Origin of the sequence: Zavarzinia sp., assembly GCF_049306435.1 — a bacterium.
In the GTDB taxonomy this organism is placed as follows: Bacteria; Pseudomonadota; Alphaproteobacteria; order Zavarziniales; family Zavarziniaceae; genus Zavarzinia.
In genome coordinates, this window is sequence record NZ_JBAQRT010000173.1 from 1 (window position 1) to 17143 (window position 17143).

The 17143-nt window shown below is 68.3% G+C and carries 9 protein-coding genes; 3 read left to right on the top strand and 6 right to left on the bottom strand.

Annotated elements, in window-relative coordinates:
* From WAZ62_RS09510 to WAZ62_RS09520, 3 genes are all read left to right on the top strand, one after another.
* On the top strand, positions 1-1636 hold a 1636-nt coding region (locus WAZ62_RS09510), incomplete at its 5' end, for a cellulose synthase subunit BcsC-related outer membrane protein (protein ID WP_422643282.1).
* Positions 1633-2118, top strand: coding sequence for a cellulose biosynthesis protein BcsD (gene bcsD / locus WAZ62_RS09515; protein ID WP_422643283.1), 486 nt, complete (start codon positions 1633-1635; stop codon positions 2116-2118). The genes WAZ62_RS09510 and bcsD, both read left to right, overlap by 4 nt.
* A gap of 91 nt (positions 2119-2209) precedes the next feature.
* Positions 2210-3223, top strand: coding sequence for a glycosyl hydrolase family 8 (locus WAZ62_RS09520; protein ID WP_422643284.1), 1014 nt, complete (start codon positions 2210-2212; stop codon positions 3221-3223).
* Here the strand turns inward: WAZ62_RS09520 and WAZ62_RS09525 are convergent.
* From WAZ62_RS09525 to WAZ62_RS09550, 6 genes are read right to left on the bottom strand one after another with little or no spacing between them, the layout of a single operon-like run.
* Complete coding sequence (locus WAZ62_RS09525) at positions 3220-4425, bottom strand: MFS transporter (RefSeq protein WP_422643285.1); 1206 nt, start codon at positions 4423-4425, stop codon at positions 3220-3222. The genes WAZ62_RS09520 and WAZ62_RS09525 overlap by 4 nt on opposite strands.
* A 10-nt stretch (positions 4426-4435) precedes the next feature.
* Complete coding sequence (locus WAZ62_RS09530; protein ID WP_422643286.1) at positions 4436-7519, bottom strand: efflux RND transporter permease subunit; 3084 nt, start codon at positions 7517-7519, stop codon at positions 4436-4438.
* A gap of 1 nt (position 7520) precedes the next feature.
* Positions 7521-10622, bottom strand: coding sequence for a multidrug efflux RND transporter permease subunit (locus WAZ62_RS09535; RefSeq protein WP_422643287.1), 3102 nt, complete (start codon positions 10620-10622; stop codon positions 7521-7523).
* A 4-nt stretch (positions 10623-10626) separates the two neighbouring features.
* The gene (locus WAZ62_RS09540; RefSeq protein WP_422643288.1) at positions 10627-11844 is read right to left on the bottom strand and encodes an efflux RND transporter periplasmic adaptor subunit; all 1218 of its coding nucleotides are present in this window, start codon (positions 11842-11844) and stop codon (positions 10627-10629) included.
* Positions 11831-13162 carry a glycosyltransferase gene (locus WAZ62_RS09545; protein ID WP_422643289.1) on the bottom strand — a complete coding sequence of 444 codons (1332 nt, stop codon included), beginning with the start codon at positions 13160-13162 and terminating at the stop codon, positions 11831-11833. The genes WAZ62_RS09540 and WAZ62_RS09545 overlap by 14 nt, the downstream gene beginning before the upstream one ends.
* The gene (locus WAZ62_RS09550; RefSeq protein WP_422643290.1) at positions 13162-17142 is read right to left on the bottom strand and encodes an amino acid adenylation domain-containing protein; all 3981 of its coding nucleotides are present in this window, start codon (positions 17140-17142) and stop codon (positions 13162-13164) included. The genes WAZ62_RS09545 and WAZ62_RS09550 overlap by 1 nt, the downstream gene beginning before the upstream one ends.
* Between the last annotated feature and the right edge of the window lies 1 nt (position 17143).

Genomic DNA, 17143 nt, shown 5'->3' on the forward strand with positions numbered 1-17143 from the left:
GTCCGCGGGGCCGCAGATCGCGACCACCACGGGCACGCCGGCTCCCACCCAAGCGCCGGCCCCGGCCTATCCCGCCCTGGCCGTGAACACGCCGTCCACCGCCAGCAATCCGATCGGCCTGCCGGCCGCCGCCCTGAACGACCCGATGAGCCGCGACATCGCGCGCGAACTGGCCGATCTGCGGCAGAACACCATCCCCTTCGTCCGGGGCGATGTCGGTATCCGCAGCCGCGATGGCGAATCCGGCCTGTCCGAGCTGACCGAGCTGGGCGCCACCTTGTCGGTTGCGGTTTCGCCCTTCGACGAAGGCCGGCTGACCGTGACCGCGCGGCCGGTCAGCCTCGATTCCGGCACGCCCGAAGGTGATGGTGCCCGGCGTTTCGGCCTGAATGCCCTCGTTCCGACCACGGTGACCGAGAGCAATTATCAGGCGCTCGCGACCATCGTCGACAATAACGCCGGTGTCTGGAACCTGCTGACCCCGACGGAAAAGCAGATCCTGGGGGCGGCGATCACGACACCCGACGCCACCACCCTGACCGATTTCGTCACCAGCAATCCGACCGTCGTCGCCGCCCTGACGGACGACCTGCGCACGGCGATCACGACCGCGGTCGCGGCCGATGCCGCGACGACCCTCAGCAGTTTCGTCAGCGACAATCCGACCATCTGGAACGACCTGACCACGGCGCAGGAAAGCGTGCTCAGCGCCGCCCTCGCCGCCGACAGCTACAGTTTCGACACGGCGCGCATGGCCGCGCTGCGCCGTGCTCCGCCCCAGGACGACGCGGGCGTTGCTCTCGCGCTGGCCTATGAGATCGGCGACATCAAGGCCGACGCGGGCACCACGCCGCTTGGCTTTGAAGTCCAGAACGTGGTGGGCGGCGTGACCTATGCGCCCAGGCTTTCGGAGACGACGACCCTGAAGCTGACCGGGGAGCGCCGGGCGGTGACCGACAGTCTGCTGTCCTATGCCGGAACGGTCGAGCCCTTCACCGGCAAGCGCTGGGGCGGGGTGACGCGGACGGGCGGACGGGTGATGGTATCGGACGACGATGGCGATGTCGGCATCTATGGCGGCGGCGCCTACTACCGGCTGGAAGGCGACAATGTCGATTCCAACCAGCAGCTGGAAGCGACGGTGGGCGCCTATATCCGCCCCTACAAGACCGAACGCGCCGAGCTTTCGGTCGGCGTCAACCTGTCCTATCTCAATTACGAGAAGAACCTGGGCGAATTCTCCTTCGGCCACGGTGGCTATTTCAGCCCGCAGAGCTTCTATTCGGTCTCCTTTCCGGTCGAATACACGGGCGAAAGCCGCAGCGGCAAGTGGAACTACACGATCGGCGGCGCCATCGGCTATCAGCGCTACGAGAAAGACGCCGCGCCCTATTTCCCGACCGACGGCAAGCTGCAGGGCATTCTCGAGGATGAAGTGTCCGCGGGTCTGATCTCGTCCGCCTATTACGCCGCCGGCAGCGAGAGCGGGGTCGGCGGCAATATCCATGGCGGCTTCGACTATGCCTTCGATCGCCAGACGACGGTCGGGGCTTCCGCGTCCTTTGACAGCTTCGGCGATTATTCGGAAAGCAGTGTCATGGTTTATGTGAAGCGTTTGCTGGAGGTTGCACCGTGAGCCTGTTCGCCAATCTGGCCGCGCCCGCCGTTCCCGTCGACGACGCTGGCGCCATCTATCACGCGGCCCTGCTGGGGTCGGAGCCCCTGCCGGGGTTCTTCGCGGCCGTCGCGGATGAACTGTTCGCCGTGGCCGGGAACGACAACGCGGCCGCCTTCCTGAACCAGGTCGGTCGCCGGATGGCGGCGGCCCGGCCGGTGGCCGGCGCCGAGACCCTCGAGGTGCTCGAGGAGGCGATGAACGGCCTGCTCCTGTCCAACCGCTGGGGCTGGGTCCGGCTGGCGGAGGTCGAGGCCGGCATCCGCATCCGTCACGGCGCCTTGCCGGTCTCGCCGGGCGAAGCCGCGTCGCCGGCTGCCGCGGCATTGCTCGAGGGCCTCTATACCCTGTGGATGCAGCAGGCCGGTGGCGGCGAGCATCTGCAGGCGCGGCGCTCCGGCGCGGATGAATCGGGCTGCGTCGAACTGCTCTACGGCCGCTAGAGCCGATGTCCGCATGATGGACGCGCTCCCCCTTAATTCGTCATGCCGGCGAAGGCCGGCATCCCGATCCGGGCGGGGGCGTTTCTGGCTGTTGGTCGCGCTCGTATCCTGGCTGCTGGCAGGGGCGGCGCTGGCGCAAGCCCCTTTGCCCTGGACCGATTTCAAGGGCCGCTTCCTGACCGAAGACGGCCGGGTGATCGACAATGGCAATGGCAAGGTCAGTCACAGCGAGGGGCAGGGTTTCGCCATGGTGCTGGCGGTCGCCGCCGATGACCGGCCGGCCTTCGACCTGATCTGGTCCTGGACCGAGGCGCATCTGCGGCGCAGGGATGACGCGCTGTTTTCCTGGCGCTATGTCCCGGACGCGGCCAATCCCGTGGACGATCCGAACGACGCGGCCGATGGCGATATCTTCATCGCCTGGGCGCTGGCCCGGGGCGCCATCCGCTGGTCGGACCCGGCGCTGGAGACGGCGTCCGCCGAGATCCGCCGCGCGATCCTGCGGAAACTGGTGGTCGAAGCTGGAGGGCGGCGATTGCTGTTGCCCGGCGTCGACGGTTTTCGTGTCGAGACGAACAAGGGCAAGCAGGGCGATGCCCCACCCGACCTGATCATCAATCCCTCCTATTACGTCTTTCCGGCCTTCGCCGATTTCCACGCCGTCGCCCCGGACGAGGGCTGGGACAGGCTGTCGGCCGATGGCATGGCCCTGCTGCTCGATGCCCGTTTCGGCCGCTATGGCCTGCCGCCGGACTGGCTGCTGGTGACGGGGGACGGCCGTCTGGCGCCGGCGCCCGGCTGGCCGCCGCGCTTTGGCTATGACGCGCTCAGGGTGCCGCTCTATCTCGTGTGGGGCCGGGCGCCCGCCGCCCAACTCACCGCCTTCAGGGCCTGGTTCGGCGGCACATGGGGCGTCATGCCGGCCTGGGTCGATCTCGCGACCGGCAAGCTCGCGGCTTATCAGGCCTCGCGGGGGGGGCGGGCGGTGGCGGGCCTTGTTCTTGGAACAAGGGATGTCGCCGCCGAAGTGCCCCTGGCGGACGACCATTATTATTCGGCGGTCCTGGCGCTTCTCGCCGCCGCCGCCTGGCACGACCTGCGTTAGCCTGTCCGCGTCGCCCGCGCCGCGGCCGCGAGGGCGAGCAGCGAGAGCAGGGCGGCCAGCAGGAAGGCCGCGCCGGGCAGGGGGTAGATCGCACCTTCCCCGGCGAAATGGCTGAAGGTGCCGGCGCCCAGGGCCGGGCCGAAGAAGGCGGCAAGGCCGGTCACGCTGCTGATCGTGCCCTGCAACAAGCCCTGTTCGCCGCCATCCGTTCCCGATGACACCAGCGCCTGCGCCGCCGGCCCCGCCATCATGGCGAAGGGCACCAGCATGAGCGCGGCATAGACCTGCCAGCCCGCCGTCACCATCGACAGGGCGACGCAGAACAGCGCGGTGAAGCAAAGCGCCGTCAGCAAGGCCCCGCGCGAGCCCAGCCGCGCGATCAGCCGGGGGGCCAGCAGGACCTGCGCCAGGATCGCCATCACCCCGAGGACGCCAAGGGATTTTCCGACATCGCCCGGCCCCCAGCCGAGGCGGAGATCCATGTAGAGCACCCAGGTCGCCTGCAGCGCCGACTGCGCCAGCATGTAGAGGAAGATCGCCCCGAGCAGCCCGCCCATCAGGCGCGAGCGCCACCAGGTCATGAGGCCGGCCAGCGGGTTAAGGGCGGCAAGGTCGAGGGGCTTTCGCCGGCCCGCAGGCAGGCTCTCGGGCAGGACGAAGATCGCATAGAGCAGGTTGAGCGCGGTCAGCCCGGCGGCGGCCAGGAAGGGAACCCGGGGGCCGAGATCGCCCAGCAAGCCGCCGATAGCGGGGCCCGAGACGAAACCAATGGCGAAGGCGGCCCCGGCGAAGGCGAAGGCCTTGCCCCGGTCTTCCGGCGTCGTCACGTCGGCGACGTAGGCCGAGGCGGCGGCGGCGCTGGCGCCGAAGGCCCCGGCCACGAAACGCGCGACGAGCAGAAGGCCGACGCTGCCCGCGAGCGCCGCCACCACATGATCGACGGCAGCCCCGGTCAGGGCCAGAAGCAACACCGGGCGCCGGCCGAAACGGTCGGACAGGCGGCCGACCAGCGGCGCGCAGAGGAACATCGCCCCGGCATAGGCCGCCTGAATGAGGCCGAAGACCGTGCTCGCCGCCGCCGGTCCCCGTCCGTCCAGCTCGGCGACCAGATGGGGCAGTACCGGCGCGACCAGGCCAAAGCCCATGGCGTCGAGCAGGATGGTGATCAGGATGACCCGGGGGCCGGGCGTCGACAGGCGCATGGGAAGGGTCTCAGGCCGCCGGCAGCAGGCGGGGCCGCCGCCGTCCACGCAGCCGGTCGACGGCGACATAGACGACGGGGGTCGTGTAGATGGTGACGAATTGCGCCGCAATCAGGCCGCCGACCATGGCGACGCCGAGGGGCTGACGCAGTTCCGAGCCGATGCCGACCCCGATCGCCAGCGGCAGGGCGCCGAAGACGGCGGCCATGGTGGTCATGGTGATGGGGCGGAAGCGCTGGCGGGCGGCGTGGACGATGGCCTCGCGCGGGGCAAGGCCCAGCTCCCGCTCGGCCACGAGGGCGAAGTCCACCATCATGATCGCATTCTTCATCACGATACCGATGAGGAGGATCAGCGCGATGGCCGCGATGAAGGAAAATTCGGTTCCCGTGATCAGCAGGGCGAGCAGGGCGCCGACGCCGGACGACGGGATGGTCGACAGGATGGTCAGCGGGTGGGCATAGCTTTCGTAGAGCATGCCGAGGACGAGATAGATCGCGACGATGGCGCCGAGCAGCATCCAGAGCTGGGCGCTGCCGGCATCGGACGCCGCCTTGGCGTCGCCCGCGAAGAGGCCGGTGATATCGGCCGGCAGGCGCAGGTCTCGCGCCGTCTCGTTGATCCTCGCCATGGCGGTGCCGAGGGCGACATCGGGGGCGAGGTTGAAGCCGATGGTGATCGCCAGCAATTGCCCCATGTGGTTGATCTGCACCGGCAGCAGGCCGAGGTCGCGGCTGGTGACGACGGACAAGGGCACCTGGCGCCCATCCTCGGCCGAGACATAGAGCCGGTCGAGGGCATCGATATCGTCGCGGTCGTCGGCGCGAACCTCGATCACCACCTTGGCCTGATCGAACTCGTTGTAGATATTGGCGACCTGGCGCTGGCCGAAGGCATTGTAGAGCGCGGTGTCGATGGCCGCGACCGAAACCCCCAGCCTTGCCGCGCCGTCGCGGTCGATCGTGATGCGCGCCGTCAACCCGTTGGCGGCCTGATCGGTCGAGACGTCGGCGATTTCGGGCAGGGCACGCATGGCTTCCCGCATCCGCTCCACCTGGCGGGTCAGGCGCGGCAGGTCCGGCCCCAGCATCGTATATTGATAGGCGGCCCGCCCGGCCCGCCCGCCGACGCCGAAATCGTCGACCGGGCTGAGGTAAGTGTCGATGCCGACCAGCCTCGCCAGCTTCGGCCGCAGCCGGTCGGCGACGGCCTGGGCCGAGACATCGCGCACCCCGAAGGGTTTCAGGTTCACGGTGATACTGCCATTGTTCAGCGCGTTGAAAATGCCGACCCCGACCGAGGAAGAGACGCTGGCGACGGCGGGATCGGTCATGATCACGCGGACGACATCGCTTTGGCGGGCGCGCATCGCGTCGAAGGAAATATCGGGCGGGGCATCGGTAATGCCCCGGATCACGCCCGTGTCCTGCTTGGGCAGGAAGCCCTTGGGCACCACGCCGTAAAGCCCGAGGCCCAGCAGCATGGCGACGAGGATGATGCCCAGCATGGTCCAGGGCACGGACAGGGCGGCTTCGAGGCTGCGGCCATAGGCATCGCCGAGGCGGGTAAGGCCCCGCTCCATCGCCTCGCCCAGACGGCCGCCCTTCGCCGTCTCGCCGCCGGGCGGCAGCAGATGGGCGCACATGGTCGGTGTCAGGGTCAGGGAAATCACGGCGGAGGCGAGAATGGCGACGGCCAGCGTCACGCCGAATTCCTGAAAGAAACGGCCAAGGATGCCGGGCATGAACAGAATGGGGATCAGCGCGGCGATCAGCGAGGCCGTCAGGGAGACGACGGTGAAGGCGATCTGGCGGGCGCCGCGCTTCGCGGCATCGAGCGGGCTCGCGCCCTGTTCCATCAGGCGGAAGACGTTTTCCACCATCACGATCGTATCGTCCACGATGAAGCCGACCGCGATGATCAGCGCCATGATCGACAGATTGTCGAGGCTGTAATCCAGCAGATACATGACGGCGAAGGTGGCGCAGACCGCGACCGGAATGGTCGCCGCCGGAATAAGCGTGGCCCAGAAGCGGCGTAAGAAAAGCGCGATCACCATGACGACGAGGGCGGTCGACAGCAGCATGGTCAGTTGCAGGTCGAAGATGCCGGCGCGCAGCACCTTGGTGCGGTCGGCGACGACCCGGAGGTCGAGCGCGGGCGGCAGCAGGGGGCGCAGCTCGGCCAGCGCGACATGCACGCGGTCGACCACTTCGATCGTGTTGGCGCCCGGGCGCTTCCGCACCTCGACGAGGACGGCGCGCTTGCCGTCCAGCCAGGAGCCGAGTTTGGTGTTGCTGACATCGTCGGTCACGACGGCGATATCGCCGAGGCGGATGGGCGCGCTGCCCTTCCAGGCGACGATCTGGCCCCGGAAGGCGGCGGCATCGTGCAGCTGATCGTTGGCGGCGATGGAAAAGCTCTTCTCCGGGCCATCGAAACTGCCCTTGGGGCCGAGGGTGCTGAGCGCCGACAGCGCCGCCCGCACATCCTCGAGATCGAGGCCGAGGGCGCCGATCCGCACCGGATCGATGGCGACCCGCACCGCCGTCTTGTCGGCGCCGCTGATCGAGACCTGCGACACGCCGGGGATCTGCGACAGTTTCTGCAGGATGATCTGATCGGCGAAATCATAGACCTGCGCCGCCGGCATGATGTCGCTGGCGAGGGACAGGGTGATCACCGGGAAGATATTGGGATTGGCCTTGATGTAGAAGGGCGGCGCCGGCAGGTCGGCGGGCAGGGTGGCGGCGGCCGCGTTGATCGCCGCCTGCACGTCGCGGGCGACACCGTCGACATCCCGCGAGACATCGAACTGCGCGACGATGGTCGAGCCGCCGAGGGCGTTGATCGAGGTGAGTTCCGTGAGGCCGGCGATGGTGCCGATCTGCCGCTCCAGCGGGGTGGCGACGGCGGCGGCCATGGTCTCGGGACTGGCGCCCGGAAGGCCGGTGCGGACGACGATGGTCGGCAGGTCGACGACCGGCATCGAGGCGACGGGCAGGTGGAAATAGGCGACGAGGCCGAGCAGCATCACCCCGATCATCACGAGCGAGGTCGCGATGGGCCGCCGGATGAAAGGGTCGGACAGCATGTCAGGCCACCGCTTGCGGCGCGGCCTTCCGCCCCCGCAGGCGGCGCTGCAGCCGGTCGAAGGCCAGATAGATGACGGGCGTCGTGTAGAGGCTGAGGACCTGCGACAGGATCAGCCCGCCGACGATGGCGATGCCCAGCGGCTGGCGGATCTCCGCCCCGGTGCCGCCCGCGACGGCGAGCGGCACGGCGCCGAGCAGGGCGGCCATGGTCGTCATCATGATCGGGCGGAAGCGCAGCAGGCAGGCCTGATAGATCGCCTCGCGCGGGGGCATGGCTTGCGTCCGTTCGGCGTCGAGGGCGAAGTCGATCATCATGATCGCATTCTTCTTCACGATGCCGATGAGGAGGATGATGCCGATCAGCGAAATGACGTCCAGGTCCTTGCCGAACAGCATGAGGCCGAGGAGGGCGCCGATGCCGGCGGACGGCAGGGTGGAGAGAATGGTGATCGGGTGGATGTAACTCTCGTAGAGGACGCCGAGAACGATATAGACCGTGACCACGGCGGCGAGGATCAGCCAGATCTCGCTGCTGCGCGAGCGGCCGAATTCGGCGGCGGAGCCGATGTAACTGCGGCCGATCTGCTCCGGCATGTTGATCGCCGCTTCCGCCGCATGGATCGCGTCGGTCGCCTCGCCCAGCGACCAGCCGGGGGCGAGGTTGAAGGACAGGGTGACGGCGGGGAAGAGGCCGTGGTGCATCAGGGCGAGGGGGGCGGCTTCCTGCGTCGCCCGCGTGAAGGTCGACAGGGGCACCATGTCGCCGCCGGCCGATTTCACATAGGCGAAGCGGAAGGCCTCCGCATCCTCGCGGAACGAGGGCGCAACCTCGAGGATCACCTTGTACTGGTTGGTCTGGGTATAGATCGTGGCGATCTGGCGCTGGCCGAAGGCGTTGTAGAGCGCGTCGTTGATCGAGCCGATGGAAATGCCGAGGCGGGCGGCCGCGTCGCGGTCGATGGTGAGCGCGGCCCGAAGCCCCCCCGCCTGCGCATCGGAGGCGACATCGGCCAGGGCCGGCTGGCGGTGCAACTCGTCGAGCAGGCGGCTGGACCACAGCGACAACTCCCCGGCGCTGACGCCCTGCAACATGTATTGATACTGGGTGCGGGCATGGCTGGTGCCGATGGCCAGTTCCTGCGCCGACTGCATGTAGAGGCTGATGCCCTGCACGCCCGCCGTCTTCGCCTTCAGGCGGCGCATCACGGCATCGGCGGATTCGCCGCGCGCGCCATGGGGTTTCAGGCTGATATAGAGCCGCCCGGCGTTACCCGTCGTGTTGATCGTGCCGGTGCCGACGAAGGCCGAGACGGCGGCGACCGCCTCGTCGCCCCGGACGATATCGGCGATTTCCTGCTGCCTGGTCGCCATGGCGGCGAAGGAAATATCGGGCGCGGCATCGGTCACGCCGATGATGAGGCCGGTGTCTTGCTGGGGCAGGAAGCCCTTGGGCACCACGAGGTAGAGCCCGATGGTGCCGATGAGCGTGGCGATGGCGACCAGCAGCGTCTCGCGCTGGCGGTCCAGCACCCATTGGAGGGTGCGGTCGTAGAAGGCGACGCCCTTGTTCAGGACATCCTCGCTCCAGCGGGCGATGCGGCCGGGCTTTGCATCCGCCCGGTCGCGGCCGAGGAGATGGGCGCACATCATCGGCGTCAGGGTCAGGGAGACGACGGCGGAAATGGCGACGGCGGCCGACAGGGTGATGGCGAATTCATGGAACAGCCGCCCCACGACGCCATCCATGAGCAACAGCGGGATGAACACCGCGATCAAGGAGACGGTGAGTGAGATGATGGTGAAGCCGATCTGCCGCGCGCCCTTGATCGCGGCGGGCAGCGGCTTCTCGCCCGCCTCGATGTGACGGACGATATTCTCGATCATGACGATGGCATCGTCGACGACGAAGCCGGTGGCGACGGTCAGCGCCATCAGCGACAGATTGTCGAGGGTGAAGCCCGTCAGCGCCATGATGCCGAAGGTCGCGATCAGCGAGACCGGCAGGGTGATGCTGGGAATGATCGTCGCCCAGAGCTTCCGCAGGAACAGGAAGATCACCATGACGACGAGGCCGATCGACAGCAGCAGGGTGAACTGCACTTCCGAAATCGCCGCGCGGATCATGTCGGTGCGGTCGGTCAGCACGTCGATCTTCACCGTGGGCGGGACCGAGGCGCGGAGCGAGGGCAGCAGGCGGTGGATGGCGTCCACCACCTCGATGATATTGGCGCCGGGCTGACGCTGGATGTTCAGGAGGACGGCGGGCTTGCCGTCGTACCAGCCGGCCATGCGCTCGTTCTCGACACTGTCGATCACCACGGCGACATCGCCAAGGCGGACCGGGGCGCCGTTTCGCGTCGCGATGATCTGCCGGCGGTAGCCGTCGGCGTCGAGCAACTGGTCGTCGGCGCTGATCTGGAAGCTCTGGCGCGGGCCGTCGATGCCGCCCTTGGGGCTGTCGACCGTGGCGCCCCGGATGGCGAGGCGGACATCCTCCATGGCGAGGCCGAGGCCGGCGAGGGCGACCGGATTGACCTGGATGCGCACCGCCGCCTTCTGCCCGCCCTCGATGGTGACGAGGCCGACGCCGCCGACCTGCGACAATTTCTGGGCGACAGCGGTGTCGGCGTAATCATTGACGGCGCGCAAGGGTAACTCGCCCGAGGTCATGGCGAGGATCAGCACCGGCGTGTCGGCCGGGTTCACCTTGCTGTAGGTCGGCCGGCTGGGCATGAGGTCGAGCGGCAAAAGGCCGGAGGCGCCGTTGATCTGCGCCTGCACGTCCTGCGCGGCGGCATCGATATCGCGGCCGAGATCGAATTGCAGGGTGATCTGGCTGGTGCCGAAGGACGAGACCGAATGCATGGTGGCGAGGCCGGAAATCTGCCCGAGCTGCTTTTCCAGCGGTGTCGTCACCAGCGAGGCCATGACATCGGGCGCCGCCCCCGGCAGGCGCGAGGTGACCTGGATCGTCGGGAAATCCACGGTCGGCAGGGCGGTGACCGGCAGCAGCCGGTAGCCGAGGAAGCCCAGCAGCACGATGCCGAGGGTCAGCAGCGTGGTGGCGACCGGCCGGAGGATGAAGGCCTGCGCGAAATTCATGGGATCAGGAATTCGGCTGGGACGATCCCGCGACCGGGGCTTCCGGCTGGGGCGCCGCGGCTTCCGTCAGGGCGCCGGGCTGCAGCTTGTACTGGCCGTCGAGCACGATCTTCTGGCCGGCCGGCAGGCTACTGGTGATCAGGGCGCGCCCGTCCTGCAGCCGGTTGACGACGACCGAGCGCATGGCGGCGCGGCCCTCGCCATCGACGGTCCAGAGATAGGCGCCGTTCGGTCCTTGCTGGATCGCCGTCGCCGCGACCGACAGGCCTTCGTAGATCGAGACGCGAAGCCTTGCATTGACGAACTGCCCGGGCCACAGGCGATTGTCCGCGTTGGGGAAACTGGCCTTCAGCTTCACCGTGCCGGTGGTCTGGTCGATCTGGTTGTCGACGAGGTCGAGGCTGCCTTCGGCCAGCAGGGTCTTGTTGTCCTTGGCATAGGCGGAAACGGGCAGGGTGCCCGCCGCCATGCCGTCGATGATCTCGGGCAGATGGTCGGCGTTCAGGCTGAAGACGACGGCGATGGGCGAAATCTGGCTGACGGTGACCAGCGGACTGGCGTCGGCGGCATGGACGATATTGCCGACATCGACGCTGCGCAGGCCCGTCCGCCCGTCGATCGGCGAGCGGACCACGGTATAATCGAGCTGGGTGCGGGCGTAATCGACCTGCGCCTCGTCGGCGGCGATCAGGGCTTCATATTGGGCGACCAGGGCGCGCTGGTTGTCGACGGTCTTGCGCGCGGCGAATTCGCCGATCGAAACCAGCCGGTTCAGGTTGCCGCGGGCATCGGCCAGTTGCGACTTGTCGCGGGCGAGATTGGCCAGCATCTGCTTCAGGTTGGCTTCCAGCGGCCGGGGATCGATGCGGGCGAGGACATCGCCGGCCTTCACCGTGTCGCCCTCCCGAAAGGCGATCTCGATCACCTCGCCATCGACCCTTGCGCGCACCTGCACCGTGTTGGAGGGCTGGACCGTGCCGATACCGTCGAGGAAGACCGGGGTCGGCCGCTGTTCGATCGTGGCCATGACGACGGGAACGGCACCACCCAGCGCATCGAGAGCCGGGGCACGGGCGCCGCCGGCCCAGGCGATCAGCCCGACCAGCACGCCGGCGCCGATGCCGCCGGTGACGAGGCGGGTGCGAAGGCCGAGGCCACGCCAGCGCACGAACAATCCGTCGGCCTGGCGACGGACGCGATCGGTGAAATCAGCTGCCAGCATGATCCGCCGCGAAGGCAAGGCCGGCCGTCGATGCGTCGGCGGTGGCGGGGCGTGTCAGCAGGCCCCAGTCGGCGAGCTGGCGAATGGCCCGCTCGACACCATTTTCCTGGCGGATCTTCTCGCCGAGGCGCTTCGCGTTGGCCGCCAGCGCCGGATCGAGCACGGCCTTGATCGCCTTGGCCATTTCGGCGGCGGTCACGGTCTTGCGGTTCAGGTGATGGGGGGCGGCGCCCAGTTTTTCCAGCTGGTTGGACCAGAAACCCTGTTCGGTGATGAAGGGCATGACCAGCGAGGGGATGCCGGCGCGGGCGGCGGCGGCGGTCGTGCCGGCGCCGCCATGGTGGAAGGCGGCGGCCATGCGCGGGAACAGCCAGTCGTGCGGCGCCTGCTTCAGGACGAAGACCTTGTCGCTGCGCAGCGATTCGTCCGCCGTGATGCCGCCCCAGCCGGTGGCGACGATGGCGCGGCAACCGGCGAGGCGGATCGCCTCGAGCACGATGCGGGTGATCCGCTCGGCATCCTTGCTGAGCATGGAGCCGAAACCGACATAGAGCGGCTTGTCGCCGGCGGCGAGGAAGGCGGCGAGATCCTCGGGCGGCTGCCAGACTTCGCCTTCGTCGAGGAACCAGAAGCCGGTCACCTGCTGATCCGCCGTCCAGTCGCGCGACTTGGGCAGGATCTGCTCGCTATAGGCATAGAGCACGCGCTTGCGCTCGACCGGGCCGCCGTAATAGGGGCCACGCCAGGTATAGGGCTTCAGCCCCAGGTCCTTCCGCAGGATGTCGTTGATCGCCGGGGCGAACATCTGCCAGGTCATCATGCGCAGCGCATGATAGAGGAAGAGGTTGACCGGGCCCGGGATCTTGAAGCGGGTGGGCGGCAGCATCATCGGTGTGATGTCGCGGCAGGGCGTCATCGGCTGGAGCTGGGCCTGCACGCAAGGGATGCCGAGGGCATCCGACAGGGAGGCGACGAGGATCGTGGCCGGGCCCTGACCGATCAGCAATTCCGCCCCTTCGGCGGCGGCCTTGCCTTCCTCGGCCCAATGGGAGGCCATGGCGCCCAGCTTGCCGCGCATGATCCGGCCGACCTTGACGACATTCATGCCGTTTTCGATCATTTCCGGCGCGGCGTGCATCAATTCTTCGTAATCGGCGGTCAGCGGCGAATAGCCGACGCCGAAGCGGCGGATCAGATCCTCGAAATTATGGCTCGCCGCCAGGGTGACCTGGTGGCCCTTCTTCCGCAGCCCGTGGCTGAGGGCGAGGAAGGGCCGGATATCGCCCATGGTGCCGACGGCGAAGACGGTGATGCGCATCAGGCGAAAACCTTGGCGTCGGCCGGGGCCGAGGCTTCGAGGGCGGCGGCGATCACCGGACCGATGCGGCCGAGGGTGCCGACATCCAGCATTTCCTGGTGGTGGCAGTCGATCTCGGTCACGGCGACGCTGCCGGCGACATGGGCCGTCCAGGCTCGCGGCTGATGGTGCAGGATCTGGTCGAGATCCGCCCCCTTGCCCCTGGTGGCGCGGACGAAGGTGACATCGGCGGCAACCATGCCGGGGGTGAAGCGGCGAGCGAGGCGCATGTTGTTCTCGATCACCTTGCGGATGTTGTCGAAGAGGTCCGGAGTCTTGCGCTGCATGTCCTGCACCGCGGGTATCGAGAACACGTCGTAACGCTCGCAGATGAACTCGGCAAGCCTGTCCATGCGCAAGGGGCCGGCGCCGAGGTCGGCTTTCTCGTAGCCGAGGAAGGACAGCGCGTTGAGCACTTCCGCCGCCTCGTCCGCCGGCGGCTTGTCGGTGACGAAAGGATAGGCGTCGAGAAGGCCAAGGAAGGCGATCGTCTCGCCCGCCGCTTCCATCTGGCGGGTCATCTCATGGGCGATCAGCCCGCCGAAGGACCAGCCCAGCAGGTGGTAGGGTCCCTTCGGCTGGATGCGGCGCACCTCGGCCAGATAATCGGCCGCGATCTGCGGAATGTCGGCGGGCAGGGGTGCCGCGTCGGCGATGCCGCGCGATTGCAGGGCATAGACCGGGCGGTCCTGGCCGACATGGCGCAGAAGGCCGCCATAGCCCCAGCCAAGGCCCAGCACGGGGTGCAGGCAGAACAGCGGCGCCCGGCCGCCGCCCGCCTTCAGGGGCAGGGTGGTGGCGAAGGGATCATGAGCGGCATGGCGCTCGAGCGCCTCGGCGAGGCCGGCGATGGTCGGCGTGCCGAAGACGGCGCCGAGCGGAATTTCGACGCCATGGCGGCTGCGCAGGGTGGCGATCATGCGGGCGGCGGCCAGCGAATCGCCGCCCAGCTCGAACAGGCTGTCGTGAATGCCGACCTTCTCTACATTGAAGGCTTCGGCCCAGAGCGCGGCGAGGATTTCCTCCATCGGCGTGCGGGGCGCGACATAGCCCTGGCGTGGCTCGTATTGAGGCGCCGGCAGGGCGCCGCGGTCCAGCTTGCCATTGGCATTGACCGGCAGCGCGTCGAGGGGGACGAAGGCCGAGGGGATCATGTAATCCGGCAGGGTCTTTTCGATCCGCGCCCGCAACAGGCCGGTGTCGAGTTCCGCTCCCGGCTCGGCGACAACATAGGCGACCAGGCGTTTGTCGCCATTCGGCTCCTCGCGCAGGATCACCGTGTTCTGGCGAACGCCCGGGCAGGCGGCGAGGGCAGCCTCGATCTCGCCGGCCTCGACGCGGAAGCCGCGGATCTTGATCTGGAAATCGCTGCGGCCGAGGAATTCGAGCACGCCGTCGGCCCGCCAGCGAGCCAGGTCGCCGGTCTTGTAGAGCCGCCCGCCCGGCCCGCCGAAGGGATCGGGAATGAAGCGCTCGGCGGTCAGGTCGGGCCGGCGCAGGTAACCATCGGCGACGCCGAGACCGCCGATATAGAGATCGCCCGGAATGCCGATCGGCACCGGCTTCATGTGGCGGTCGAGGACATGGATCGTGGTGTTCCAGATCGGCCGGCCGATGGGCGGCGAATCCAGGTCGCGGCCGGCGAGTTCCATCACCGTCGACCAGATCGTCGTCTCGGTCGGGCCATAGAGGTTGATCACCCGGCCCGACAGGCGGTGCAGCGCGCGCGCCAGAGGCGGCGGCAGCGCCTCGCCGCCGACGAGGGGCAGCAACCCGCGCAGGGCGGGGGCGTGATCATTGACCAGCGCCTGCCACAGCGACGGCGTCGCCTGCATGAGGGTCGCGCCGAAATCGCGGATGACCTCGACGAGGGCGGCGGGATCCCGCACCACGTCGCGCGGCACGACGGCGATGGCGGCACCCACGGTCAGCGGCAGATAGAGTTCGAGCGCGGCGATGTCGAAAGCGATCGTGGTCACCGCCACCAGGCGGTCCTCGGCGGTGATGCGAAGGGTGTCGCGCATGGCGGCCAGGAAATTGGCGAGGCCGCGGTGCGGCACGACGACGCCCTTGGGCCGGCCGGTCGAGCCCGAGGTGTAGATGACATAGGCGGCATCGGCGAGGCCGAAGCTGGCCTTGCGATCGGCGTCGCCTGGGTTATGGGTCGCCGCGTGCGAGGTGTCGGTGCGGTCGAGGAACAGGCAGGGCAGGCCGTTCACCGGCAGGCGCCCGGCGATGGCGCTGGTCGTCAGCAGCAGCGCGGGCTGCGCATCCTCGATCGTCAGCGCGAGGCGGGCCGGCGGGGCCTCGGGGTCGAGGGGCAGATAGGCGGCCCCCGCCTTGTGGATGGCGATCAGGGCCGCCGGCAGGTGGCGATTGCGCGGCAGGGCGACGGCGATCAGGCTGCCCGGGCCGATGCCGCGGGCCAGCAGCGTATGGGCGAGGCGGTTCGCCTCCTCGTTCAGCGTGGCGTAGTCGAAGCTGGCGGTGGCGTCGGTTACCGCCAGGCGCCCGGGCGTCGCCGCTGCCTGCGCCTCGAAATCCTCGATCCAGGGGCGGTCCGAGACGGGATGAGCGGTATCGTTCCACACCGTCTCGATCAGGCGGCGTTCCTCGGCCGAGAGCACGTCGACGGCGCCGATGGGACCTGTCGGGTTCTCGATCACCGCCTCGATCAGGCGCACCAGGCGTTCCTGATGTTCCTGCAACTCGTCCCTGGTATAGAGGCCGGGGTTGGCGTCGAAATCGATGCGCAGGCCACGGCCGTCGTCCCGGTCATAGACGAAGATGGTCAGGTCCTCGACCGAGCCGTTGGAGAGATTGTGGAAAGTGGACGGCAGGCCGGCGAAGCGCAGGTCGTAGTCGAAAGGTTCGATATTGATGCCGGTCCAGCTGATCTGCTGGTCCTGGCGCAGCAGGCCGAGGTCGCGGCGCAGGTCCTCATAGCGATACTGCTGATGGCGCAAGCCGCCCATGACCGCGCTCGACGCCTGCTGGATCAGGTTGTCGAGGGTGACCTCCGGGCTCATGGCGAAGCGCATGGCGATGGCATTGGCCATCATGCCCGGAATACGGCGAAGGACGCCCGACGTGCGTCCGGTGACCGGCATCCCGAGCACGAGGTCGTCGGCGCCCGAAACCCGGTAGATATAGGCGGCGAGCAGGGCGATCAGGATCTGCGGCATGGTTCCGCCGGCCTGTTTGGCCATTTCGCGGAGCGCCAGCGACTTGTCTTGCGACAGCCGCGCGGTCGAGCGCAGCAACCCGCCGGTCGGCGCCACGCGGCGCTTGGCGAGCGAGATCGGCTCGGGCAGGCCCGCGAGGCGCTCGCGCCAATAGTCGCGGTCGCGTTCGTGGCGGGGCGAGTTGCGGTAGGACTGCTCGGATTCGACGATGGTCGAGAAACCGCCGAAGGGGCAGGGCTCGGGCGCGCGGCCCTCGACCAGGGCGGTATAAAGCTCGGCGCAGCGCCGGGCCAGCAGACCGCCGCCGAAGCCGTCGAGGATGATGTGGTGGCAGCGGTGATACCAGATGAAGCGCTCGTCGGCGATTTTCAGCAGGGCGACGAACCACAGCCGGGTGCCGGCCAGATCGACGGGTTCCGACAATTCGGCCATCATCCAGGCTTCGGCGACCGCCAGAGGATCGGCTTCGTCGGTGAAGTCGATATAGGGAATGCTGCCGGCGTAGAACGGCTCGATCACCTGGCGCGGGCCGTCGTCGGTATCGACAATGCGGGTTCGCGCCGTTTCCGCCTCGTTGGCGAGGGTGTGGAGCGCGCGCAGGAACAGCTCGGGATCGAGGGCGCCGGTGATCTCGACATATTCCGATATGTTGAACACCGAATCCGAGGGGGCGATCTTGCTGCTGACCCAGATGCCGCGCTGGCCGATGGCGAGGGGCAGGACCTGGGGCGGCGTGGTGCGTTCGACGATGCCCATG

Bases quoted from the DNA above. Each gene is read 5' to 3' on its own strand.
- WAZ62_RS09530 (WP_422643286.1), bottom strand. From the start codon at position 7,519: ATGCTGTCCGACCCTTTCATCCGGCGGCCCATCGCGACCTCGCTCGTG.
- WAZ62_RS09535 (WP_422643287.1), bottom strand. From the start codon at position 10,622: ATGAATTTCGCGCAGGCCTTCATCCTCCGGCCGGTCGCCACCACGCTG.
- WAZ62_RS09550 (WP_422643290.1), bottom strand. From the start codon at position 17,142: ATGGGCATCGTCGAACGCACCACGCCGCCCCAGGTCCTGCCCCTCGCC.
- WAZ62_RS09540 (WP_422643288.1), bottom strand. From the start codon at position 11,844: ATGCTGGCAGCTGATTTCACCGATCGCGTCCGTCGCCAGGCCGACGGA.
- WAZ62_RS09545 (WP_422643289.1), bottom strand. From the start codon at position 13,162: ATGCGCATCACCGTCTTCGCCGTCGGCACCATGGGCGATATCCGGCCC.
- WAZ62_RS09525 (WP_422643285.1), bottom strand. From the start codon at position 4,425: ATGCGCCTGTCGACGCCCGGCCCCCGGGTCATCCTGATCACCATCCTG.